This is a genomic window from Cytobacillus gottheilii (assembly GCF_001636345.1).
Taxonomy (GTDB): Bacteria; Bacillota; Bacilli; order Bacillales; family Cytobacillaceae; genus Cytobacillus; species Cytobacillus gottheilii.
Genome location: NZ_KV440945.1, coordinates 645,161 through 668,344, shown reverse-complemented (window position 1 = coordinate 668,344; position 23,184 = coordinate 645,161). Strand labels below are relative to the sequence as shown.

22 protein-coding genes and 3 pseudogenes are annotated in these 23,184 nt (G+C 36.6%); 7 read left to right on the top strand and 18 right to left on the bottom strand.

Features of this window, described 5'->3' with window-relative positions:
• Positions 1-178: 178 nt before the first annotated feature.
• Both A6754_RS03185 and A6754_RS03180 read right to left on the bottom strand, forming a co-directional pair.
• Positions 179-1,489, bottom strand: a complete 1,311-nt coding sequence (locus A6754_RS03185) for a PD-(D/E)XK nuclease family protein (RefSeq protein ID WP_180320186.1) — start codon at positions 1,487-1,489, stop codon at positions 179-181.
• Between the two features lie 70 nt (positions 1,490-1,559).
• Entirely contained in the window at positions 1,560-2,090 is a 531-nt protein-coding gene (locus tag A6754_RS03180; RefSeq protein ID WP_257297395.1) for a restriction endonuclease, read from the bottom strand.
• Positions 2,091-2,704: 614 nt separating this feature from the next.
• On the opposite strand from A6754_RS03180, the gene A6754_RS03175 reads away from it, so the two are divergent.
• Together A6754_RS03175 and A6754_RS03170 are read left to right on the top strand one after the other, a co-directional pair.
• A complete protein-coding gene (locus A6754_RS03175) occupies positions 2,705-3,286 on the top strand; it encodes a competence protein ComK (RefSeq protein WP_066442476.1) in 582 nt (193 codons plus the stop codon).
• Between the two features lie 139 nt (positions 3,287-3,425).
• Positions 3,426-3,848, top strand: a complete 423-nt coding sequence (locus A6754_RS03170) for a VanZ family protein (RefSeq protein WP_066442475.1) — start codon at positions 3,426-3,428, stop codon at positions 3,846-3,848.
• 122 nt (positions 3,849-3,970) lie between these two features.
• On the opposite strand, the gene A6754_RS03165 is transcribed toward A6754_RS03170, so the two are convergent.
• The 6 genes and pseudogenes from A6754_RS03165 to A6754_RS03140 all read right to left on the bottom strand — a co-directional run bounded on the left by A6754_RS03165 (position 3,971) and on the right by A6754_RS03140 (position 10,301).
• Positions 3,971-4,210 carry a hemoblobin-interacting domain-containing protein gene (locus tag A6754_RS03165; RefSeq protein WP_066442474.1) on the bottom strand — a complete coding sequence of 80 codons (240 nt, stop codon included), beginning with the start codon at positions 4,208-4,210 and terminating at the stop codon, positions 3,971-3,973.
• A gap of 332 nt (positions 4,211-4,542) precedes the next feature.
• Positions 4,543-5,646 (bottom strand): plasmid pRiA4b ORF-3 family protein, encoded by a 1,104-nt coding sequence (locus tag A6754_RS03160; protein ID WP_066442473.1) that lies wholly within the window; start codon positions 5,644-5,646, stop codon positions 4,543-4,545.
• A gap of 276 nt (positions 5,647-5,922) precedes the next feature.
• Positions 5,923-6,120 carry a hypothetical protein gene (locus A6754_RS03155; RefSeq protein ID WP_066442472.1) on the bottom strand — a complete coding sequence of 66 codons (198 nt, stop codon included), beginning with the start codon at positions 6,118-6,120 and terminating at the stop codon, positions 5,923-5,925.
• Positions 6,121-6,227: 107 nt separating this feature from the next.
• Positions 6,228-8,600, bottom strand: a pseudogene (locus tag A6754_RS03150) (Tn3 family transposase); the annotation flags it as partial.
• Positions 8,582-8,812, bottom strand: coding sequence for a universal stress protein (locus A6754_RS03145; RefSeq protein WP_066442471.1), 231 nt, complete (start codon positions 8,810-8,812; stop codon positions 8,582-8,584). The pseudogene A6754_RS03150 and the gene A6754_RS03145, both read right to left, overlap by 19 nt.
• 23 nt (positions 8,813-8,835) lie before the next feature.
• Positions 8,836-10,301, bottom strand: a pseudogene (locus tag A6754_RS03140) (SulP family inorganic anion transporter).
• Between the two features lie 178 nt (positions 10,302-10,479).
• Here A6754_RS03140 and A6754_RS03135 point away from each other — a divergent pair.
• Positions 10,480-11,028, top strand: a complete 549-nt coding sequence (locus A6754_RS03135; RefSeq protein ID WP_066442470.1) for a recombinase family protein — start codon at positions 10,480-10,482, stop codon at positions 11,026-11,028.
• 250 nt (positions 11,029-11,278) lie between these two features.
• Here the strand turns inward: A6754_RS03135 and A6754_RS03130 are convergent, their stop codons facing one another.
• From A6754_RS03130 to A6754_RS03110, 5 genes are read right to left on the bottom strand one after another with little or no spacing between them, the layout of a single operon-like run.
• On the bottom strand, positions 11,279-11,458 hold the full coding sequence (locus tag A6754_RS03130; RefSeq protein WP_066442469.1) for a hypothetical protein: 180 nt from the start codon (positions 11,456-11,458) through the stop codon (positions 11,279-11,281).
• Complete coding sequence (locus A6754_RS03125; RefSeq protein ID WP_066442468.1) at positions 11,458-12,174, bottom strand: ATP-binding cassette domain-containing protein; 717 nt, start codon at positions 12,172-12,174, stop codon at positions 11,458-11,460. The genes A6754_RS03130 and A6754_RS03125 overlap by 1 nt, the downstream gene beginning before the upstream one ends.
• An 11-nt stretch (positions 12,175-12,185) precedes the next feature.
• Positions 12,186-13,976, bottom strand: coding sequence for a hypothetical protein (locus A6754_RS03120; RefSeq protein ID WP_066442467.1), 1,791 nt, complete (start codon positions 13,974-13,976; stop codon positions 12,186-12,188).
• Positions 13,977-14,025: 49 nt separating this feature from the next.
• Positions 14,026-14,700, bottom strand: a complete 675-nt coding sequence (locus tag A6754_RS03115) for a DUF1129 family protein (protein ID WP_061794358.1) — start codon at positions 14,698-14,700, stop codon at positions 14,026-14,028.
• The gene (locus tag A6754_RS03110; protein ID WP_061794357.1) at positions 14,672-15,028 is read right to left on the bottom strand and encodes a PadR family transcriptional regulator; all 357 of its coding nucleotides are present in this window, start codon (positions 15,026-15,028) and stop codon (positions 14,672-14,674) included. Before A6754_RS03110 ends, A6754_RS03115 begins: the two co-directional genes overlap by 29 nt.
• Positions 15,029-15,367: 339 nt before the next feature.
• On the opposite strand from A6754_RS03110, the pseudogene A6754_RS03105 reads away from it, so the two are divergent.
• Positions 15,368-15,823: pseudogene (locus A6754_RS03105) on the top strand (Tn3 family transposase); the annotation flags it as partial.
• 44 nt (positions 15,824-15,867) lie between these two features.
• On the opposite strand, the gene A6754_RS03100 reads toward A6754_RS03105, so the two are convergent.
• Entirely contained in the window at positions 15,868-16,284 is a 417-nt protein-coding gene (locus A6754_RS03100; RefSeq protein ID WP_066442465.1) for a hypothetical protein, read from the bottom strand.
• Positions 16,285-16,591: 307 nt separating this feature from the next.
• A complete protein-coding gene (locus tag A6754_RS03095) occupies positions 16,592-16,894 on the bottom strand; it encodes a hypothetical protein (protein ID WP_066442464.1) in 303 nt (100 codons plus the stop codon).
• Between the two features lie 392 nt (positions 16,895-17,286).
• Here A6754_RS03095 and A6754_RS03090 point away from each other — a divergent pair, with 392 nt between their 5' ends.
• Both A6754_RS03090 and A6754_RS03085 read left to right on the top strand, forming a co-directional pair.
• Positions 17,287-18,333 (top strand): tetratricopeptide repeat protein, encoded by a 1,047-nt coding sequence (locus A6754_RS03090; RefSeq protein ID WP_066442463.1) that lies wholly within the window; start codon positions 17,287-17,289, stop codon positions 18,331-18,333.
• A 15-nt stretch (positions 18,334-18,348) separates the two neighbouring features.
• Entirely contained in the window at positions 18,349-19,239 is an 891-nt protein-coding gene (locus A6754_RS03085) for a hypothetical protein (RefSeq protein ID WP_066442462.1), read from the top strand.
• Positions 19,240-19,358: 119 nt separating this feature from the next.
• Here the strand turns inward: A6754_RS03085 and A6754_RS03080 are convergent, their stop codons facing one another.
• Positions 19,359-19,811 carry a helix-turn-helix domain-containing protein gene (locus tag A6754_RS03080; protein ID WP_066442461.1) on the bottom strand — a complete coding sequence of 151 codons (453 nt, stop codon included), beginning with the start codon at positions 19,809-19,811 and terminating at the stop codon, positions 19,359-19,361.
• A 295-nt stretch (positions 19,812-20,106) separates the two neighbouring features.
• Complete coding sequence (locus A6754_RS03075; RefSeq protein WP_066442460.1) at positions 20,107-20,844, bottom strand: hypothetical protein; 738 nt, start codon at positions 20,842-20,844, stop codon at positions 20,107-20,109.
• 539 nt (positions 20,845-21,383) lie between these two features.
• On the opposite strand from A6754_RS03075, the gene A6754_RS03070 reads away from it, so the two are divergent.
• Positions 21,384-22,064 carry a nuclease-related domain-containing protein gene (locus A6754_RS03070; RefSeq protein ID WP_066442459.1) on the top strand — a complete coding sequence of 227 codons (681 nt, stop codon included), beginning with the start codon at positions 21,384-21,386 and terminating at the stop codon, positions 22,062-22,064.
• A gap of 43 nt (positions 22,065-22,107) precedes the next feature.
• Here the strand turns inward: A6754_RS03070 and A6754_RS03065 are convergent, their stop codons facing one another.
• Positions 22,108-22,944, bottom strand: coding sequence for an NERD domain-containing protein (locus A6754_RS03065; RefSeq protein ID WP_066442458.1), 837 nt, complete (start codon positions 22,942-22,944; stop codon positions 22,108-22,110).
• Positions 22,945-23,184 lie beyond the last annotated feature (240 nt).

The window sequence follows — 23,184 nt, the reverse complement described above, 5'->3', positions numbered from 1 at the left end:
TATTGGGTGGGTTTTTGGGGACAGGTTCTTTGTCCCATTTTTGGGGTGGGGTTTGGGTGGGTTCTCGCCCACTTTTCTCTTTTCGTTGAAAAACAGCCTTCCCAATAGATGGGAAGGCTGTTTTTTCGACATGTTTCGGGGCGTCACTGCGACGCCCCGAACCCAATGGACAGATTGCTTAAAATCGCTTCAACTCTCCAATCGTTCTCTCCAAGTCAATCGTTCCATCGCTTTTAGTCCAGAGATAGTCATTCCGCTCAGCCACCGTTACTGTTTTACCAACCCCTAATCTAGCTGGTTTCCGCAACTGTAAACAGCTTTCTTCTGATTTTTCAAGAATGCCTTTTAATGCCTTCTTAGCTGTTGGATGTGAAACTCGGCCTTCTTCTTCTGTTGCTTTCAATTTTACACATAGTCGCTTTTGTTCAAGCTGCAACAGATAAGGTGCAAAGGATGCTGATCTCCACCAGAATCCCCAGAATCCGCCTTGCTTATTTGAGACATATCCCCAATTCCCATTTATTTCTTTTTGAAGCTCTTGGTAAAATCCTTGCCAGGCAAAAGCGTCCCACTCTTCTATCCGTTTTGTTCTAAATGCAGCCACACTGTTTTCGATATGCTGCAGGTGTATTTGATAGTCTGTAAAAATAGAATTGCTCACCCTATTAGCGATTCCTCTATTTAAAACTTCCAGCATCATACTTCTTGTAAATGACTTATACCCTGCCCCTTCAGGTGAACGATAGTGACTTTGATCCGCTATTTTAAAATAAATCGGCAGCTGTATCAGCTCAGGGTATGCTGCTTTAACAGCCTCCCGATAGCGCAAAAGCTGATTAGAGTGATCTTTAGTATATGTTTTATCTTCTATTAAAATCGCAAACTTATTGTTTACAATCGCAAGAATATCGAGCGATTTAAATTGACGTTCAAGTTTAACCGAGTCTATGACTGGCACAGGAAGACCATGCAGGTTAAAAATGGCGGTCATAAAGTCTAAAGATGCTTTGTGCAGAGCATGATCCAATGTTCTATAAGGCTGTTCACACCAGCTCATCAGCCAGCATAAAAAAGCATCCTGAGAAAGCTCACTTGTTGCAAACTGAAATAAATTCGGCTGTTCTAAATGAGCTGCCCGGGTGTCCCTTGCCTTTTCAAGCAGTGACTGAACATCGTGATTACCAGCATAGTCTTCCCAGCCGCCACGCGACAATAAAGACATATAATGCATCGGCGGCCACAAAACAGAGTCAATTACTTCCAATATTCTCCCCTGTTCATTGGGATACAAAAGCAGTAATCGATCTTCCCCTTGCTGAGCGATTATAGTGGGACCGTCCACCGCTTCACGCATATAGCCACACTTCTGTTGACAGACCATAACCGGCAGTACATCCACCGTAACACCGCCGTCGTTGTTTTCCTGTATATCTTCCCATGAACCTTCCATTAAATCCGCATTACATCTTGGACATTTGGTTTGCTGCATTGATGTACCTCCATTCCCATTATTCATTCGACAAAAATCACCAAATTCCGGGGCGTCACTGTGACCGCTATTACGCACCCTTCTTCATCTCTAGCATCCACCCCATCAACTCTTTCCGGTCTATCAATTTAACCTGATTAGAGTTTGCCAGTTTTTTAGCTTGCTCGGTAAAGAAGCTATTCGTCATAACCCAGCATTCATCTGCTCTATAGTGTGATTTGGCGGAAGCAATTTCTTGTACAGCTTTAACACCCACATTTTTCTTATACCTTTTAGCTTGAACTATAATTCTCTTCTCTTTTGTTGTTAACACTAGGTCTGCACCATAGTCTCCAGTGGCAGGTGTTAGTTGCACCTGATATCCTTTTGTCCTTAGCAGCGTTTGAAGATATTCTTCAAACATTCTTCCTGACATAGTATCAACATCTAAAATACCTGACTTTCTTAACTTTTGTTCTCTAAGGAAGTTAACGAGTAGAGCAAAGATAAACAAGCCTCCAAATAATACGGCTAGTCCAATTGATAACAAAGGTTCAGCAGTAAGCATAGCCCACATGAACTCTAAGCCCATTTTAAATCCATCAAAAAAATTCAGATCCATTTCTTCTCTCCTTTACAGTTAAATATTACATTTTCACTTCTATAAAATACCAATTTAAACATATTTACCTATTTCTATTTTACTATATCAATTCAATCAATTCCCTATATCTTCTAGACATAATTCGACACTTCTTATTGATTGAATACTATTGCCTAAGTTTAAATAAAAATAGGCGCCCACGGCTCTATATAAAGTTTGCACATAATCGACAAACTTCGAGCAATTCCGGGGCGTCACTGTGACCAGTCAGACCGCACAACACTACACAACCACAACATCCCCAAACAAACCGCACAATCCCCCTCTCAATCCGTCTATATTTTCACAAAATTGTAACTAATTAACGAGGTAAAATTTGGTATGTTAGACATAAGACATTTAGACTAGCTTATTCATATAGCAAGGAACACAATCTTACATATATTTGCCTTATCCATTCATAGAACAAAAGAAAGCTAGTCCAGATGCAATGCAGTTAATAAGGTGGTGGAATGTATACAAGAAATGATCCAATCATGAAAACGCAGTTGATGACCGCAGCCTAGGATGTAGTTGGCTTACAAGCCTTTAGAGACTTTTCAAAGGTTTTATACTAAATAGGAGAGTGAAAAATGAACATTCTTGATCGTTACGCAGTTAATCACCTTACTAGCTTAATTAAAGGTGAGCACTACATGTACGGACATTTATACACTCGAGTGATAGAAGGTAATCAGACCTTCTTAGTTCGTATGACACCTTTAGAAGTCCTCGAATACACCCTCACCTCTGTCGGCTCAGATTTGAAAGGCGCAACAAAGAGTGCCCGCATCATTCTTGGAAAAGGGTATATGACACCCATCATCGTGAACGCATACCAGGAAGTTTGTATGTTTCCTACTCACTCGCCAAAAAGCGAACACTGCATGTGGTTTAACCCTAAGCAAATTATCGACATTGAGAATAGCGGAAACAATGCCAATGTCATACTCAACTACCATTTCACAATTCTGGTGGAAGTTAATTATAATTCTCTTAAAAACAGAAGGTATGATGGATTTATCTTATTGGATTCCACCAAAAAGAATGGCATTAAAGTAAGAGATATCAGCACTGACGAAAAAACTAAACAGTACCCAATTATTCGTGAAAAAAGCGGCAAGTATAATTTCGACGTGTTTAAGAAAATGGATGACAACGAAGACGATAAATAATTTATAAGCAAAAAGTGAACCAGTTATCGGTTCACTTTTTGGTTTAAGATAAAAACTGCACTTGCGACTAATACGTCTAAATCCGTTCAATTATGTTCATAATGGGTATTTATAAAAAGGCAGGAGTTGACGGATTAAGATGAAACAACTAGGTTTAGCACTTTGGATAATCGTGATGTGCATAGGACTTTTCATAAATAACGTAGCAGCATTCTTTTTAGAGGGGCACCTCTCATTTCATATCAACCCCAATCCCTCCGCCGATCTGTATTTCCCTGTTTACCCTTTTATGCAAGCGAGCGCTTTTGAGCTTACTGGGCATGCGCTAATGTTTGCAACTTTTACATATCTATTATTCAAAAATATCCCGCGATTCACATTAACTTTTGGTTTCGCAATTCTTTTTGCGCTCATCACAGAGTTACTGCAGCCTTTTTTTGGCCGGGGAGCGGATTGGTATGATTTAGGTGCTGATTTTGTTGGGATCAGCAGTGTTTTGATTTTCCTTAAAATTGAAAAATCAATGGCTGGAGTGCAGCATATCACACCGAAAAATCACTAAGGGAAAAAGACTGAAGCCTACATTAGACGTAGCATGCTTTATGCTCCACGCTTCACTCATTAACACTAGTTTGTCAAAAAGAAAAACCCCACCAAAAAAGTGAGGTTCTTTCTTAAGACTGCTTATCTAGTTAACACTACATCTTCGTAGCCTTCAGCAGAGATGGTAATTGTATATTTAACACTTTCAATTGGCCATGTTCCTCCCAGATCTATTTGACCAGGAGTAACTATGCTGCTGTTAAGGAAGTTTTCTTCTAGTTCTTCATCATCTACAACTAGTGTGATTGATGTAAGAGCATTTCTCCAAGTTTCATCATCTGTAAATGTAAAAAGACATCTGCTGCCTAGATTTGGATCCACTATGGTAACGTTTGGCGCATCTAATAATATCGGTGTTAATTCAGGAACACTATTCTCGCTTTATGAATTATAACGAGCCTTCACCGCACGGGCGACTTTTATCGCATACGGCGATCCGTCAACTGTAGTTCTTTTTCCTTATTCCCCTAAGCTAATTATATTCACTTTGAGAGAAAAGTCACTACAAATTTCGACAAATTACGGGAGTATTTTTTTCTCGTCTTAATTTTGTTCACAAAGTTTAACTAGCCTGTTAATAAAACTATTAGAAAACCTCTATCGAATGACATTCAAAAAATCTTCCATCGCAAGATATCTGATAGTGCCCTCTCTCATCTCCTCCGCAACAACCAATTCACCCGCTCCAACTCAAACTCCCCATATCCCTGCTCTCTCCCCCACTGAAGCATATGCTGATAATCAGGATCGTCGGGATTCGCTAAGATAGATAGGAAATGTTCATATCCAAATGATCCGCCGACATCTTCTGGCGGAGTGTTGCCTTGCCCATCAAGACAGATTGGATATGGTGCATCATAGTCTTCAATCGTCTTCTCCACCTCTATTTCATGCTTCCAATCATCACCGAAGTCATAAGTGTAGGTATGGAATTGATGCTCAGGCAGGTACTCTGACAGCTTGATGTCTGTTTCCATCTTCATTTCATGCTGACTGGGGTTATAAAATGCCACTTCATCACAAGCAAGCGTCAGGACAGGTTTTGGAAAAGGTGACGCTTGGCCCGACTTCCCTCCCTCATAAAAAGTAAATTCATGAAGGTGATAGTCCTTCCATCCGAAGGCGGCTTGAAGAATCTCATGCAAGTCGGGAAATGTCCGATGCAACGGAACAACCAACCGACGCCAAACGGTGTGTCCCTCTAGCTGCAGGCTGACTTTTAATTGAACCGCTCTTAGTCGAAAGATCGATTCTCCTGCAAAAGTCGCAAGGTGTTGAAACAATTCTTCGTGTGGATAAAGGTAACCATTTTTTCCATCACTCACTAGAAACATACTAGCCAGTTTCCCCGCTTTTGGATTAGAGATCTTCTGATCATCCAATTCATCCTCATAAACCTGGACATACTCGCACCCTTTATTCAGACGTGCTACGTGAGTACGGTCCTTTGTCTTCGTATACGTAACCTTCCGAGCATGATTGAAATACCGCTCAATCACCTCTTCTTTAATTCCTTCTTCATGAAGGGCGTCAGAAATGGCTTCTTTCATCAGTTCGTCTATTCTTTTAAAATCCTTACTCTTTAATCCATATAAAACAACTGTATACCTTGTTAAATTATTGACCAATACAATCGTTTTCTTGCGATTAATGGTTAGCAAATTGGCATGCCAGGAAAAAAACGGCTCTTCTTCAACTGCTGCTTCTGCTTTAATATTCAGTTGGTCTAATAATTTTTTTGTGCATTGGATCAGCATATTTTTAACTCCTTAGTGACGGTTCTATTCTAATTTCTTGAATGATTACCAAAATTAAGGTGAATTGAAGAATCCATAGTTATGACTCCCTGTGATAAAGAATCCAGCTCCCTGCTGACTTTTGATTTAACCATACCACACAATTGGTGCCAAACCCGCATAAAAAAACCCCACCAAAAGGTGAGGTCAATTGAACTCAGTTTGTAACTAATACTGTTAAATCTTCTACATTATCTTGAACAGTTGATGTAAATGTAATAGTCCCATTACCGTTATTTACTGCGTATAACCATTAACACCGTTCACACCAATTTCTCCAAATACTTTGTCAGCCACTTCTTCAGCTGTATCTCCACCTTCAACTGCAACAATGAATGTTCGGAATCCAACTTGAACATAAATGGTACCTGTTCCAGTCGTTCCACTTAATTCAAGGGTTGCCATTTCAACGTTGCCGTTGCTGCCATCATGCACTTTCTTAAAAGGGGTCCTACCAACAAAACGCGGAAAACATACGCTAAGCAAAATTCGACATGAATAAAGCCGATTTTTCCTACGCTAAGGAATCATCGGCCTTTATTTTATCGGATAAGGGGACGGAGTGAATTTAAACTTGCTACTTTACTCGCATCAAAGTTGTATTCACCAAGAAAATTAATGTGTTCCCATCCTAACGGAGAAATATGTTTAAGTAAATCTTCTCTCAAATTTCCCTTTTCCTTCAATAATTTTGTTGCCTCTGTAAGATAAACGGTATTCCATACGCTTATAGCGTTTATTAGAATGTTTAAAGCACTTGCACGTTGTAGCTGGTCTTGTATTCCTCGTTCCCGTAATTCACCACGTTTTCCAAAGAATAAGGCTCTCGCTAAACCATTCATAGCTTCCCCTTTATTTAGTCCTCGTTGAATTCGACGGCGTAGTGTTTCGTTAGATATGTAATCCAAAATAAAAATGGTCTTTTCGATTCTCCCCATTTCTCGCAAAGTAGTTGCAAGTTTATTTTGTCTCGCATACGACCCTAATTTTCCCATAATAAGTGAACCGGACACTTTTCCTTCTCGAATAGAATGAGCTACACGTAATACGTCATCGAAATTCTCTTGAATCATTTTAGTATTAATACGACCACGGAGTATATTTTCTAATTTGGGGAATTCATTTGGCGTTTGGATGGTGAATAGCTTAGAGTCAGCTAAATCACGTAGCCTTGGTGCAAAACGAAATCCTAGTAAATGACTCAATCCAAATACTGAGTCGGCGTAGCCAGCTGTGTCTGTAAAATGCTCTTCAATATTTAAATCTGTCTCATGATGAAGTAATCCATCAATAACGTGTACAGCATCACGAGCATTGGTATTAATGACTTTCGTATAAAAACTTGAAAATTGATCACTAGTAAATCGATAAATTGTTGCTCCTTTTCCAGACCCATAGTGTGGATTGGCATCGGCATGTAACGATGAAACAACAACCTGTACACGCATTCCATCAGAAGAAGAGGTACTTCCATCTCCCCAATATGAAGCTAGTTTAAGCTTATGTTGAAAATTTACTAATGTAGCTTGTGCACGACTTATAGCATCATCGAATAAACGCCACTGCGCTGCATTAGCCATTTGATGATAGGTAACTCCTGGTGTGGCTTCTGCCATTTTAGTAAGTCCTATGTTAGTTCCCATTGCCATGAGAGCAGCCATGAGAACTACTTTTTCCTCTCCCTTTGGTGGACCATTGGTTGAGGCATGTATCAACATTTCGTCAAATCCTGTCCAGTGTGCTACCTCCATTAAAAGATCAGTGAGCTTTATTCTCGGCAACATATTATATAAAGACAGGCTAAACGCTCTTGCTTCTTCGGGTGTATTCTTCTCCAAACGGTCCACTCGGATCTTAGCCTTTTCGATATTTACTCCTTCCAGAGAATCAAGATTATTTGAAACCCATGTAAGGCGTTGAGCTAGTGACTTTCTTCTTTCTTCAAGATATTCATCTGCCGATGAATGAACGGCTAGTTTAGTTTCCGTGAGACGAGTTGTTGTCCACTCTTCTTTAGGAACAAGATACTCTTCAAAATCTTTATGAAGTCTACTACCGACTACAGATATATCGCCGGATCGAATATGATTTTTTAGCTCTGTTAGTGCAGCCATCTCATAATAGTGTCGATTAATTACTCCATCTTCACCATAAACATGCTTCTTCCAACGTTTAGGAATAAAATCTACTGGGGCATCATTTGGAATTTTCCTTTTACCAGATTCATTTATTTCATTTAGGGTCTTCAAGGCTTGCAATAGTGGATCTGTACCTTGTGTAGAACGAAATTCAAAAGATTTAAGAAAAGTAGGAGTATATTTTCTTAGGTAAGAAAAACGATTTTCTAACAAATCTAGATAATCGTAATCCATCGGTCGGGCTAATTTTTGTGCTTCTTCGACGGAAGAAACAATTTTATCCCATGGCATAATCATTTCAATAGCATTAAATGGATCAAGCCCTTCATTTCTTGCTTGAATAAGTGCTGCACCAATATCTGCAAAATGCACGACTTTTTCATTCACTGCTTTTCCATTTTCTTTTTGCATTTCCTCTTGTGTTTTACGGCCCTTTGATTGTAAAATCATCATTTGTCGATCGTGAATTTCAATTGCTTGGTCAATTAGATCTTGGCTTAGTGTTACTAGATAGGCAACTAGAATTGCATATTTCTTCTTTTCTTTAAACCTTCGAAATGAGTGTGGTTCATACCGTGCTCCAATTCGAGATAATTGAAGTAACCGATTGGGATGGATTTGTTCTGTATTTATTTCTAATTTTAAATCTCGAATATATTCTAAGCGCTTTATTACTTTTAAAAAGGCTTCAGGTGAAGATTGGCCGGGAAGTTCCCTCAGCCATGCAAAAGGGGTTTTTCTATTGTCTACAAAGGGATCTATAAGTTTATCAATTTTTCTTCAATAGGAAGGAGTTTTTTTCGCCGTGACAGTTCTATTTCTTCTTTTCCTTGAGAATGAAGAACTTCGTTTTTCGATTTTGAAAAATCAGCTACATATACAACCTCAATCCTACATTCGTTGACTAATGAAGCGATTTTTATTACTTCTTGCGTTGCTCGTAATGAATGTTCCGATCCATCGACAGCTAATAGGATATTTTTATACACAATTTTTCACTCCTCCTGAAAAATTAATGTGTCGATAATTTTGCATTTGCATCATTATATATAGCTAATCTTTCCACGAGTTTTTTACTAGAAGAATTTAAACCTTGAATCGTTACTTTATTATTATTCTCATAAAATTTAATGACTACTTTATCAATAGCTCCCACAGCTGAATCATCCCAAACATTTGTATTGGAGAAATCAATAATAATATTTGTATTTTTTAAAGTGAAATCAAATGATTCTACAAAGCCTTCAACAGATGCAAAGAATAATGGACCTTTTACATTAAATATCATATTTTGATTTTCTTTTCGTTCAGTAACTTGTATCTTTGAAGTTTTAGCAACAAAGAATAATGCGCTTAATATGACACCTGCAATAACTCCTTGCGATAAATCATGCGTTGCAACAACAATACCAACTGACACCAACATAACGACTGCATCACTTTTTGGTGCTTTTCTTAAATAAGTGAAGGAAGACCAATCAAATGTACCAATGGATACCATGATCATAATACCCACAAGAACAGGCATCGGGATCTGAACAACTAAATCACCTAATACAATAATAAGGAACATCAAAAATACACCTGCAACTAAGGTAGACAATCTCCCGCGTCTTCCTGATTTTACATTAATCACAGACTGTCCAATCATTGCACAACCAGCCATTCCTCCAAAGAAACCTGTAATCATATTCGCGATTCCTTGTCCTCTCGACTCTTTATTTTTATCACTTTCAGTCCCTGTCATATCATCCACAATGGATGCTGTTAGTAAGCTTTCTAATAGACCTACAATGGCTAAGGCAAACGAATATGGAAAAATAATGGCAAGCGTTTCAAACGTAAATGGAACGTCTGGAATAAAAAATGCTGGCAATGACTGTGTAATAGCTCCCAAGTCTCCAACTGTACCTAATTCAACACCTGAATATATCGCAATAGCTGTTAGCACAACAATTGCTATCAATGGTGAAGGGATAGACTTAATAAATTTAGGTACTACAAAAAGAATGACCAGTGTAATTGCGACAAAAATATACGTCATGTTAGAAATTCCGATAAAGTGAGGCACCTGAGCCATGAAAATCATAATGGCTAATGCGTTAACAAAGCCAATCATGACTGCTCTCGGGATAAATTTCATTACTTTTGCTACTTTAAATACACCAAAAATCACTTGGAATACACCTGTTAATATGGTTGCTGCCAATAAATAATTCAATCCATGTTCTTTCACTAAAGGAACCATAAGTTACGCCATGGCACCCGTTGCAGCTGAAATCATCCCTGGGCGACCACCTACAAATGAAATAATAACACGGCTATACAAAAAGATGCATATAGGCCGACCATTGGGTCTACTCCTGCAATGATGGAAAAGGCAATTGCTTCAGGGATTAAGGCCAGTGCTACAACAATTCCAGCAAGGACATCTGCCCTTACGTTTGAAAACCATTCTTTTTTTAACTTTTCTACCACTATGTCTACACCTCATCTAAGTTATTTTTTGACTTTTAACTCTCATAAAAGTCGGGGCGATATTCAATAAAAAGAGTGTAACACCATTCGTCCCAAAAATGAACCTTTTTGGGACTATTTTTGTTAAGAAAATTTATGGTATCATAAGTAAAAGCAGGAATAGTTAGGAGAGCATGTAATGTTAATTGGTTATATGAGACCTTATCAGGACGATCTCAACTGTAAAATTCAGCTCGGAAATTTAACAAAAATGAATTGTGAAACGATCATTAAAGAAGACCATTCATCCGCCAAAAAAAGAATACAGCTTAAAAATATGATAAGTAATCTCAGCCAAGGTGATAAAATAGTTGTTACAAAACTTTTTACACTAGCTGATTCAACACGTCATCTAGTGGAGTTATTAGAAATAATCGATAGTAAAGGTGCCTTTATTTTTTCTTTATCTGAGGGAATCGATACAAGTAATAGGGCTGGATATTATTTCAGTGACATCGTGAAACACCTTGTTGATTTTCAAAGCGATGTAATAAGCGAAAAAACAAAAAAAGGATTGTATGAAGCAAAACAAAAAGGAATCATTTCAGGACGACCAAGAAAACCTGACGAAAATGTAAAACGTGCAATTGTTATGTATCAAAGTAAGAACTATAGTCTGACTGAAATAAAAGATGAAACAGGAATTAGTAAATCTACGTTATATAGATATTTGGAAAGTGAAAGTTAAATATTCTGTATTAATCGCAAAATAAAAAAGCCGATGATTCCTTAGCGTAGGAAAAGTCGGCTTTTCATTTCCATGAATTGTCTTAGCGTATGTTTTCCGCGTTTTGCTGGTAGGACCCCATCGCCATCAAGCTAACAATAACGAGTTACCCCAAAACGATAAAAACGAGTAAGATACACAAAATTTTCGTTCTGGGGTATTATGATCTCTTACCTTGATGGGCATGTGACGCTACCCCTAAATATAAAGATTATTTTACTCTCTTGTTTTTTGAACCCTTATATTCAATAAATGTGAAAGCTAATACGCCAATAAGAATACAAGAAATAACAATAGAATCTTTAGCATTACCATTATAAATTGAGAAAATTAATGGAATAATGGCAAATAAAGAAAATACTATAGTTCCTAAAATAAAAATTTTTTTCATTATTTCCCCCCATTAGTCTTCAATGTAGATATAAAATAATCTTCTAAAGTAGAATGATTTTCAGTTACCGAAGTGATTGATAGATTATCTTCTAGTATTTCACCATTATTAATCAATATGAGCGTATCGCAAAAATGCTGGGCTACTTCTAATTGATGCGTAGATAAAAGAATGGCATTCCCATTATTAACGTAATCCAGAAGAATTGCTTTGATTATCTTCATATTAATAGGATCAATACCTGAAGTAAATTCATCCAGCAATAAAAGTGATGGATTACTTAATAAGGTTGTAAATAAAGCAATCTTTTTCTTATTCCCCAAAGATAAATCCTTCACTTTTTTGTGCAGCTCGTCATCCATATCGTAACGATAGAGGCTTTCATATGGATTTTTCTTCTTTATTTGAAACATGTCAATCATCATCTCTACATACTCAAAACCTGTTAATTCTTCATATAGCAAGGGATAGTCAGGGATAAACATAACTGGATTGGTTGACTTATAAAGTGATTTTTCATTTTCATTTATAATGATTTGACCTGATTCATGTTCTAATAGACCCGCAGCTATTTTAAGTGTAGTAGTCTTACCTGCTCCATTTGGTCCTAAAAAGGCAACAATTTTCCTTTCCGGTACTACAAAACTTATATTTTTTAAGATTGGTTTCCCTTCAATTATTTTTTTTACGTTTTGAAACTCCAAAATACTATTCAATATAATCCCTCCTATAAAGAAAAGTCATCCAAACACTTAAGCCTTACTAATTTATGCTTAATAATTGTAACTAAGCTTCCCGAAAGTATTAAAAACAATACAGTGATTCCAATTGCGTTTATATGTAAATACTGTGAGATACTAATGAAATCGGACATTAAAAGTGCTATAGGTAACATTAAACAAGGGATAAAAATACCTACTGTTAAGTACCTGATAAGGTTCCGTACTGCTTTTTGATCTGGATAATCTTCTAATTGTTCAATATTTAAAAAGTTGTAATGCGGACTAATCACTGATGGTAAAAATATTATGATAGTTAATAAAAAATAAAATAATAGGTGAGATACCCCAACTATAATCGAAATATTTAAAGGAACTTGATTGATAATCATAAAAAGAATGTCACACACAATAAATAACGGAAGTGTAGTAATTAAAAATAATCGAAATTTATAAAGAAAAATTGACCAAGCATTTTTTTTAGACAAAAGATGCAAAATGATATGTTTGCCAACACTATCCATTGAGAACATTCCATTTAAGCCCCAGAACATTGTAAATACATAAAAAAATACAAAAAAGAAGAAATAAAAAGCTAGAATAAAATGATACATTTTATCGAATGGCTCAAAGACTTGAATAAAACTCGTAAATATGCCCAATTGAATCCAGAAAGACAATGGCCCTAGAAGTATAGGAAATCTATGAAAGAAATAGGTAGTACGAATATCATTTCTAATTAAAAAGGTTATATATGATTGTCTATTCACAATAGCACTTAGAGAAACAATCCACTTTTCATAAAAAGAAAATGGATAATAAATACCTTTAGATGGCTTACTTTTAGAAAAGGCAAGAAGGACTGTAAATCCAACAAATATAGTCAATATTACACTGAAAATTAGTAAGTCCTTTAAATCCAGTTCCCCCATGGCATAAGTTGCTAAGATACTATTCGGTAATAGAGAGAATGTAATTACATCTTTTATCGGTTCAAATAATTTTGCTAGAGAACTGGTGCCAAGTTGCATCCATTGGTAATATTTTTCAATATCAATTTCATTTGATGTTAGTGGGAAGTTTTTAATCCAAGGCACTAATCGATTACTCATATTTAAGGCTAGAACAAATAGAAAGCACCTTATCAGAATATTTGTAACTAGTCGTAATAAAAAATGATTTCGCTTCCTTTGTAAACACATATATTTATTATGGAAAATAGAACTTATTATTCCCAAAACTATAAAAAGCAAAAAAGTAATGAACAAAATTAAGATTATTTTTATTGGTGTTAGATTTAGTAAATACCCAAGTGATAATATGATTGGAACGTATGCCATTAGAAAAACTTTTGAATTCCAAGTTAAAGATTCTAAATAAATATAGATATTAGATTTATGTTCGCTAGTCTTTAGATTTATCATTAACCAGTCTCTATCTACAGCCTGTAGCTGCCATTTAGATGAAGCGATTCCGGAAATTATTGCATTTATAAATATAATGAAAAAAAGTAATGACCATAATAGATAATGATTTTCCCTTAAAGAATACAGAATTTGAAGAGCAAGGGTTGATAAGATTCCTGATGGTTGATCACTTACAGTTAATTTTTCATTTAGGATAGTTGTTTTAAAAAGTAAGTAACTCCCTCCTAGAAGGGTACTAAAGCTTATCAAACTCCATAATACTACCCAAACCCAAATATTTTCTACCTGTTTTATTTTTTTAAAAAAAATGAAATTGTTCATTTGACTTTTCCATCTAATTTTTAATTTCCATTTAATCCAATTAATTAACAAAAAAAGCCCACCTTTTTCTTTGCTTGAAAAGTACTAGATAAAACGTATTTTATGTAGTTATGCTTCTAACCAATTTACTAATAATAACCAACACGGCACCTATAACTAGATAAACCCACCATTCAAAATTAACCTCTGGTCCAAAGTCAGGCATTATCCTAGTTAAGAACATAATAAGTGCAAACGAACCTGCTCCAAAAAAACCGGCCTTCCAGAAGGCTCGTCTTCTTTGCTTTTTATTAACGAAAAGTGTCGAACGAATAAGTTTGAAAATAACGAACACTCCGAAAGCAGTAACAATCATAATTACAGTTAATAGCACAATACTATTACCAAGTGAAATAGTTTCATCTACTTTTGTAAACCTTTGTAAAACAAGGTTTACCATTCCATAAATTAAACTGAACCACCCTAGTAAATTGAACACTAGAGAAAACACATAAGGAATGACATTTCGTTTCTTCTCGTGCGGAAGTCCTGCTATTAGCTCATCTGCGTATTTTCGTGGGTGAGACCCAAATAAGTTAGTCGCTGTCTTTCCGTCTTCCTGTCCTTCTAAAAGATGATCAAGTAAATCCATTAGAAGTTCCTCACTTTCGTGCTCGGCTACTCGTAAATCGGTTCTGATATATAGTGAAAAATCCTCATATAATAATTCATTCTCGGCATTTAATAGCTTACGTTTTTCATTATTTTCATTGATTAATTGTTTTGTGCTTCGCATTGTTTTCACCTCTTTTTAATAAATTGCTAACTGGACTTGCAATCAGCATCCACTCTTTTGCAATCCGTTCAAGCTCCTCTGTTCCATTATCCGTTAAAAAATAGTATTTTCGGTTAGGACCTGAATCAGAAGGCCTCATTTCACTACGAATAAATCCGTTTTTCTGCAATCTCAGTAACACTGGATAAATCGTCCCATCACTTATATCAGGCAGTCCAGCTTTTTGTAGCTTTTGTGATAATTCATATCCATAAATGGCCTGCTCTTCTACGATCGCCATAACACATGCATCTAGAATTCCTTTTAACAATTGACTTCTTATCGTCAAGCTCTTCCCCCCATTACTTTGTAATACAAGATAGCGTTTTATAGCTAATTTGCATTACAAGATAGCTAATTACAATATATATAGATACTTTTTTATTGTCAAACAAAACCTCTATACTTTTTTTAATTTACACATTTAACATGCCAAATGAATTTTCCCTTTTAGCCCAGATAACATGCATTTTCCGTATTTTTTTGATACGACTCTTAAATGTTTTAATCAGTCTAACTGTACATTTTAAACCATAATCTTATATTTTCACACTACGGTTAGAACAACTTGTTTAGTTGTAGCTTTGAAAAAAGTTTGATCAAGAATGTCCCTTGATTCTTTTCTTTTATGGGGAAATTAGGGTCATATGCAAGACAAAATAAATTAGCTACTGCTTTACGAGAAATGGGAAGAATTGAAAAGACCATTTTTATTTTGGATTACATATCTAACGAAGCCCTACGTCGTCGCATTCAACGAGGATTAAATAAAGGTGAAGCGATGAACGCTCTTGCAAGAGCTTTATTCTTTAGGAAACGAGGCGAATTACGGAAAAGAGGATTGCAAGATCAGCTTCAACGCGCCAGTGCATTAAACATTTTAATTAACGCCATTAGCATATGGAACACTGTATATCTTACTGAAGCCGCAAAATTTCTGAAAGAAAAAGGAGCTTTACGAGAAGAAGACTTACTAAAACATATTTCCCCATTGGGATGGGAACATATTAATTTTCTTGGGGAATACACGTTTGATATGAACAAAGTAGCAAGTTTAAATTCACTCCGTCCCCTTATCCGATAAAATATAGGCCGATGATTCCTTAGCGTAGGAAAAATCGACTTTATTCATGTCGAATTTTGCTTAGCGTATGTTTTCCGCGTTTTGTTGGTAGGACCCCTAAAAGAAGCAGGATCTAAAATAGCTTGTGGTGTTACACCATCAAGTGCTGTTGTACCTGATTCTGTCCAAGAGAAAGACAGATCCGATTGATCTCCGCTAAGTGTTGATGTGATCATAATATCACTCTTAGCAGTTGAACTGTTGTATTTGCTAGTCACAACATAATTATCCAACACAAGTTGATTTGCGAATTCAGATGCCATCACAGTAGACATGCCATTGGCAACATCAAATGTTTGTGTTGTTGCTGGATTCGCAGTGATTACATTAAAAGTCGCATTCCCTTTAACAAGTTTTATGCTATTCGAAGTAAGCATGTAAGTCTCATTTTCAGCTTTTACACCTTGCTGTGCTACTGTCATGATACCTGTTACATTTGGACCGCTATTCTCGTCTTATACATTTTCTATATTGCTTTATAACGAGCCTTCACCATACAGGCGACTTTCATCGCATACGGCGATCCATCAACCGTAGTACTTTCTTCTTATTCCCCTAGCTTTATTATATTGATTATTGAAGAAAAGTCACTGACATATTTCTACAATTCTGGAGGTAGGTGTCACAAAATCAACAATCTTATTTCACATCACACATCGCCGTTACCGTACAATCCTCTCCAAATATGCATGAAAAAACCCCACCTTAAAGGTGAGGCTCATTCAATAATTAGTATGGATTTATAGCTGTTGTAACTTCAACAACATTTGATTCTACTGGTGTATCAGCATTTAATCCGGATAATTTCACTCTATAAGTCGTGTTATCATCCAATTGATAAACTGTGATCGTAGTATCTCCATGTTCAATTACATTATTGTTGTTACTTGTTGACAATACAATCCCGTCTACCCAAGTTTCGCCGTCATCAGTCGATAGTTGAACTTTAATATCAGTTAAACCTGATGGGACAATACTATTTAAAATAAAGCCATCAAAATAAACTTGAGCAGCCGTTTCGCCAAGACTCATATCTCCAACTACAGGTGTTTCTTCTTCGCTATTCTCGTCTTATGCATTATAACGAGCCTTCACCGCACGGGCAGCTTTCACTGCATACGGCGATCCGCCAACATTAGTACTTTTTTCTCATTTCCCCTATATCTATTATATATAACGTTAATAGATTGTCACTGCAATTTTCGACAATTTCCGGATAGCCCAAATACTATTTCCCAAGTTCTTCTCTTACAATCCCTTATCGCGTATTTAGTTCTTACTTTGGGTTAAGGAACCTGTCCCCTTAACCCACCTTGCCCCTTCCCCACTTCTACGATAAAATATGTGTAAAAATGGAGAATTTTTCATCATAAAATAAATAGAAAGAAACCGGCCTTTAAGAAGAGCCATAAAAGGGTGAGAACATGGAAACGTTGGCAAGACCGCCACTGATGCAGGAGATGGAAGTTCTTCCGGATCATAAGACAAGGGACTTTGAACTTAAGTTAACAAAGATGGCTGAAGGGCTGGAGGACAGTGAATATCACGAATTACACACCTTCCTCAGCCAAAATATTTATACAACCACTGAGAGTAAAGATATTCTCTTTTCTATTTTTGTGTTGCTGGCCACTTATGCACGGAGAATGAAGAATATCAGTCAGTTCAAGGATTTAGTTGAGGTTTATGGAGAGCACTTTGTTGATTATCCGCTCTATCCTCATATCCTATCTCTGTTATATAAAGAAATTGGAACAAATGAGGCCATTGAGCAGGAAATGGCTTTTGCCAGAGAAGCGACACAGAAGCTTCCAAATCAAGTCGGGGTCCTTCATCATTATGCTGAAGCAGTGGTCAATTCAAGAGAACAAGGTCTAGCTGTTAGCACGCAAGATCTAGAAGAAGCCTACCAGACGATCAACCGTGTGGTTCACCTTTCTCCTCGTTATGCAAAGTTTCACTCCACAAAAGGAAGGGTACTGGCAGCACTAGGGAAATACCCGGAGGCCAAAGATGCTATCCGAAAAGCTATCGATATGGAAGAATCTACGAAAAAGGATTATGCGATCCGAATTAATGATTACCTATACCATTTAAATCGCATTCAGACTAATGAGTTTACAGATATGTTTTCTGAGAAAATCACTGTTACGGAAAAAAGCTTAGAGGAATCAAAGGTTGAAGTAGAAGAATCAATCTCGAAGCTTAAATCCGAGAACCTTCAGATGCTTGGTTTCTTTACAGCGATCATTAGTTTTACCATCGGGTCCATGAATCTATTAGAAAATCGAACTTTTCTAGAGAGTGCGTTGTTAATCCTGATTCTCTCCAGTTCACTCGTATTAGCGTTCGTCGGATTCGGATTCCTTTTTCCAGTCAAAAAAACAAATCGGCGAAGCACCATTTGGGTTAGCCTAGCAGCGGTGATCACTATAATTGGTTCATTTCTAGCATACTATTTCATAAAATAGGCAGGTGACGGGAACATGAAGATTAGCACAGTGTATACAAAAGGAATTGGCGAAGTAAATGAAGATGCCATAGTCGTTAACAAGGGCGAGGATATTTTCGCCGTTATAGATGGAGCAACAGGTCTCGGTGGACTTTCAGGAGCGATTGCTGCAAATATTATAAAAGAAAGCCTGGAACAAGAGTCTGATCTTTCCCTGCTTGAGAGGGTAATAGACGGAAATACCAAGCTTCATCAGGCTGTTGAACAGCAATACAAGGACATTTCTTTTGAAGAAATCCCTAAATACAAAAGAAGCTCTTGCGGAATCAGCGCCATTCAAATTCATAGAGATTCGAAGGGAAACCCAGCCTTCCTTGAATATGTTTCAGCAGGTGACTGTATGCTGTTCTTGCAGTTCTCAGATGATTCCATTCGTCAAGTCACCTACGACCATCTCGACCGCTTAGACCTTACAGCCATCAGCAAAATTGAAGCCAAATGGAGAAAACTTGAAGAGACAGAACCAATTGAAACCCTTTCTCCTGAAAAAATAAAACAGAAACAAACTGAATTCAGACAGGAAGAAGAAGAACTCCTTCGTTCAAACCGCAATAAGCTCAATACATATGAAGGCTATGGAATCATTGATGGAGATGAAGACGCCATTGAGTTCTTAGAATCCGGGAAAATTCCTTTAATCGCCGTTAAACAGATTCTATTACTTTCCGATGGTTTAAAAGTCCATGATCATAGAAACTATCCTAGCAAAAACACCTGGATTCAGTCGGCTGATAAAGCCTTTGCCAATGGGCTTGAAGCACTGGAACAAGAGATTATCGAAACGGAAACAGAAGACCCGGCATGTATTTACTATCCACGGTTGAAGCAGCATGATGATAAGTCTGGGGTTTTATTGACGTTGTAGGCGGACATTGAGTACCGCAGATTCTGATTGAATTCAGGATCTGCGGTTTTTATTTGTTGAGGCGTTACATTGAAAAGTTATCAATGGGTTAAGGAACCTGTCCCCAAAACCCATTCATATTAATCCTCTTTATATTTATCTTTCACCACCCCGGATCCAATTCCTCCTCCAACCATCAGTAAAAGCGGTCCAAAATTCCAGAAAAATGAACCGTTCATGAATGTGAGTTCTAAAGCGGTAAATTTGTTTAATAGTATGATCCCTATCTTTAGAATTAAAAAAACAAACCCAATTAAGAATACAACATCAAACAAAAATTTTAGCTTCGGATGAGCTAGCTGTTTACTATCTTTAATGACCTTTTCTGTTAATTCCTCATCGCTCCGCAATAACTCATCAATGCTTATTTCAAAGAGATCACTCAAACGAATGATGATTTCAATGCTCGGATAATTCTGGCCATTCTCCCATTTAGAAACTGATTGCCGACTCACAAACAGTTGCTCCGCTAACTCCTCCTGAGACCAGCCTTTATTCTTTCTCTCCATTTTTAATTTTTCACCAAACACCATTTCATTAACCACCCTTTTAACATCTATGATTCCATATTGGTGAAAATTTTATAAAAAGTAAAGATCGTTGTCGTTGCGAGCTGATGCAACTATTGGGTGCGGGTGGAAAAACATTGGTATAATAGGGTTTTGCGACTTGGTAGGACGATCGAAGATTTTTTAGAGAGAGGTGAAGTGTTACTTACAAAAAGGATATGTAGATCATTAAAAGAAGGTATTTAAATGAAAAAAAGAGATGCCTGCAACATCTAAACATCTCAATCGACAACTTTTCAGCGGATCAATCACAAATAGTCTACTTTTTATTTGCTAACCATTGTAAAAATTTCCCTAACAAAGTGAATCCTATTATTAAATCAACATTCCAATAATCAAAATAACGGAGCATACCAAACACTACAGAACCCCAAGAAAATAAAAGATAAAGAAATTTACCTGCTGCTACTATTATAACGACTGCCGAAGCAATGTAACTAATCTTAGCTATGTTTAGTAATAAGAGTCTGGTTGACTTCTCTTTTTCTATAAAGTGCTCTTTTGCCATTTTCCTTGTTTTAACCAAATGGGTCCATCCCTCTAGTAACCAAACTATGCTCCAGCTTAACAAAGGGATTCTAATAATATATCCATAGGCAATCAGTATAGCTGGATCTATATTTGCATCCATAATATCAATTAAGAATACGAAGGTAATTGCCGCAAAGAATAACATACCCATTATTCCCAGTACCTTTGATACAAATCTAATTGGCTTAACATTCTTAGTGAGCATTGTATAAAAAACAAATACCGCATAAAATGACGCGAATAACCATTCCATATGAAAAATTAAAGTCACAAGCATAGTAAATACCACACAAATTGCAAAAATGTCTACTGGCTCAAGCTTTTTGACACCCATATTTCTTCTTGAACGCTTTTTTCGATATCCTACTATTTTAAAACGGGGTATCATAGTCTTGCCTTTATATCCTTTAGAACTGCCACCGGTGTACATCCCACCGTCAGATCCATCATATGATTCATCATCCATTTACATTTCCTCCTATAAGTTATTCTTGATGTTGTTTAGCTGTTTGTTGATCTAGGAGTTACTGCTCATTCGTTAAATAACCTTTCCAATTTTCATTTATAGAGTTAACAAATGTACTGGTTTTTACTTCTCCAGATTAAGAGACTGTCCGATATAATAATAGCATTCTCTAATACCAAATGAATGGAATGATCATTGGTAAATTCACCTAATTCTTTGGTGCTATTCTAAGAAGGCCAATGACTAGTTACTTTGTTTGTGGAGCATCAACCCCTCAAAAAAAACTCATCACTCATTAAGGTCATGAGCGCAATCGATAGAAAAAATTTTCCAAAACCCCTCCTAATACGAAACCTTCATAAAGGAAAATAAGTATATATACCAATACATAAAATTTCTATGAAGGATCTAAAAAAATAGATTGGATAATTACAGTAGTAGAAAAAACAAAAGCTGGAAAGAAGGTTTCACTGTTAATAGTAATCTATGCATTCTTACTTCCCCCCAACCAAAATTCAATAGAAACGGTGTGAAATTCTATGAAAATGGATATCGACAAAATTCTAGAAACTTTAAGGTATCAAAGTCTAGGCAATCCCGAAATCATGGCTAACTATTTTCAGGAGACAGGTTATACAAAGAGGGATTTGGATGAGGATGATGGAATTTATGGTGAATATTTAACGTATGAGTATTTGAATGATACGCCTGGGTATTCACGAACATTATGCAATTTATATATTGAGATAGATAACGGTTATATTAGTGAAATCGATCTTGTTTTTATTCATGAGACCGGTATTTATATTATGGAGTCAAAGAATTATAGCGGATGGATTTTCGGTCATGAGAAGGATCAATATTGGACACAGGTTTTGAAGAATGGGAAGAAAAATAAGTTCTATAACCCGATTAAGCAGAACCAAACACATATAAAGGCCGTGATGAAGGTGTTATATGCGTTAACAGATAAATTCATCTTTAATATCGTTGTTTTCAGCGAACGGTGTGAGCTTAAAAGTATTACATATGACAATCTCAACACCTCTGTTATTAACAGAGATGTATTGCCAACGTTTATGAGATACGAAGATGCCAATAGTCCGAAGCATTTGAACAAGAAAGAGATTGATGCACTTTATGACATGTTAAAACCATATACATTGGCCTCTGCTAAGGTGAAAGAAAAGCATAGAAAACAGTACAACTATTCAGGATAAGCGTCTTCGACCATCACATAAGGATGGTCATTTTTCGTTATTCTCAAGAAACCTTCGAGGTATACCTGCATTTCGGATAGCTGCTGCATCCGTAAAAGGCGCCATATTTCCCTTTTTTCATTGTTAAACTTCCACCACATTTCGGGCATTTATGCTGTTTAGTTTCTTCTTTTTCTTTCTGCATCTTTGCTTTGCGGTTATGTTTAATATCTTCTACATGCTTTCTCTTCATCTCTTTCTTTGCGTTCTGATCCGTAATGATTAATCTTTCAAGTGCTGCATCAATCTTTTTTAGCTGCGTTTCATTCAGAACCGCAGCATCCCATTCCTTGATGGCTTGTACTAATTGCGGAAATTGAATCACTTTTGCAGAGTGAAAGTCTTCTTTAAATTTGAAAGTTGAATTCTGAGAGAAAGCAATGATTGAGTAAATATAGGGAAAGTCTCCTTGATCGATGTATTTTTTTATGGTTTGGATATGACCATAGTTTTGCCAGATAGGATTGAGGAATTTCTCTTTTCGTTTATAAATGGTCTGTGTCCATTGCTTCTGTTTCTCCCCGCCAAAAATCCAGCCTTCATAATGCTTTGTTTCAATGACAAAGATCCCATATGGTGACGTCACAATATGATCCACCTGCGAGGTCCCGCCTTCTCCATTTGGCACATACAGATCATAATAGATTCTATAGCCCTCGCCGAGTTTAATCAGCTCTTTATTCACATAGCGCTCCCCTACTGCCCCTTTAATAGCCGGATACTGCCTTTTCAATACGAGGATGCCGGCTAACAGCAAGAACGGAATAGCAAAGGGAGCTAAGATGATTAGAATCGGTAAAAGAAAAATGATGGCTAGAATGATAACTAATGCTTTTTTCATGATAAACACTCCTTTCAAATTTTAATTCTTGATAATTTTACCATTAAAATGAGTAAATTAGCATATAATTGGACACTTGTCACAAAAAAGCAAAACACAAATTAGGCAAAGCGCAACTTCTCCATATACACATGAAAAAACCCCACCAAAAAGGTGAGGTCCATTCAAATCCTAATTGCGCATCCTTTTGGGTTGATGAACCTGTCCCCAAAACCCACTGTTACATACCTTGTCATTAGG

Bases quoted from the DNA above. Each gene is read 5' to 3' on its own strand.
- A6754_RS03080 (WP_066442461.1), bottom strand. From the start codon at position 19,811: ATGGTGTTTGGTGAAAAATTAAAAATGGAGAGAAAGAATAAAGGCTGG.
- A6754_RS03075 (WP_066442460.1), bottom strand. From the start codon at position 20,844: ATGGATGATGAATCATATGATGGATCTGACGGTGGGATGTACACCGGT.
- A6754_RS03180 (WP_257297395.1), bottom strand. From the start codon at position 2,090: ATGGATCTGAATTTTTTTGATGGATTTAAAATGGGCTTAGAGTTCATG.
- A6754_RS03095 (WP_066442464.1), bottom strand. From the start codon at position 16,894: ATGAGTCTTGGCGAAACGGCTGCTCAAGTTTATTTTGATGGCTTTATT.
- A6754_RS03135 (WP_066442470.1), top strand. From the start codon at position 10,480: ATGTTAATTGGTTATATGAGACCTTATCAGGACGATCTCAACTGTAAA.
- A6754_RS03160 (WP_066442473.1), bottom strand. From the start codon at position 5,646: ATGCTGATCCAATGCACAAAAAAATTATTAGACCAACTGAATATTAAA.
- A6754_RS03085 (WP_066442462.1), top strand. From the start codon at position 18,349: ATGAAGATTAGCACAGTGTATACAAAAGGAATTGGCGAAGTAAATGAA.
- A6754_RS03130 (WP_066442469.1), bottom strand. From the start codon at position 11,458: ATGAAAAAAATTTTTATTTTAGGAACTATAGTATTTTCTTTATTTGCC.
- A6754_RS03100 (WP_066442465.1), bottom strand. From the start codon at position 16,284: ATGACAGTAGCACAGCAAGGTGTAAAAGCTGAAAATGAGACTTACATG.
- A6754_RS03175 (WP_066442476.1), top strand. From the start codon at position 2,705: ATGAACATTCTTGATCGTTACGCAGTTAATCACCTTACTAGCTTAATT.
- A6754_RS03070 (WP_066442459.1), top strand. From the start codon at position 21,384: ATGAAAATGGATATCGACAAAATTCTAGAAACTTTAAGGTATCAAAGT.
- A6754_RS03065 (WP_066442458.1), bottom strand. From the start codon at position 22,944: ATGAAAAAAGCATTAGTTATCATTCTAGCCATCATTTTTCTTTTACCG.
- A6754_RS03090 (WP_066442463.1), top strand. From the start codon at position 17,287: ATGGAAACGTTGGCAAGACCGCCACTGATGCAGGAGATGGAAGTTCTT.
- A6754_RS03170 (WP_066442475.1), top strand. From the start codon at position 3,426: ATGAAACAACTAGGTTTAGCACTTTGGATAATCGTGATGTGCATAGGA.
- A6754_RS03185 (WP_180320186.1), bottom strand. From the start codon at position 1,489: ATGCAGCAAACCAAATGTCCAAGATGTAATGCGGATTTAATGGAAGGT.
- A6754_RS03115 (WP_061794358.1), bottom strand. From the start codon at position 14,700: ATGCGAAGCACAAAACAATTAATCAATGAAAATAATGAAAAACGTAAG.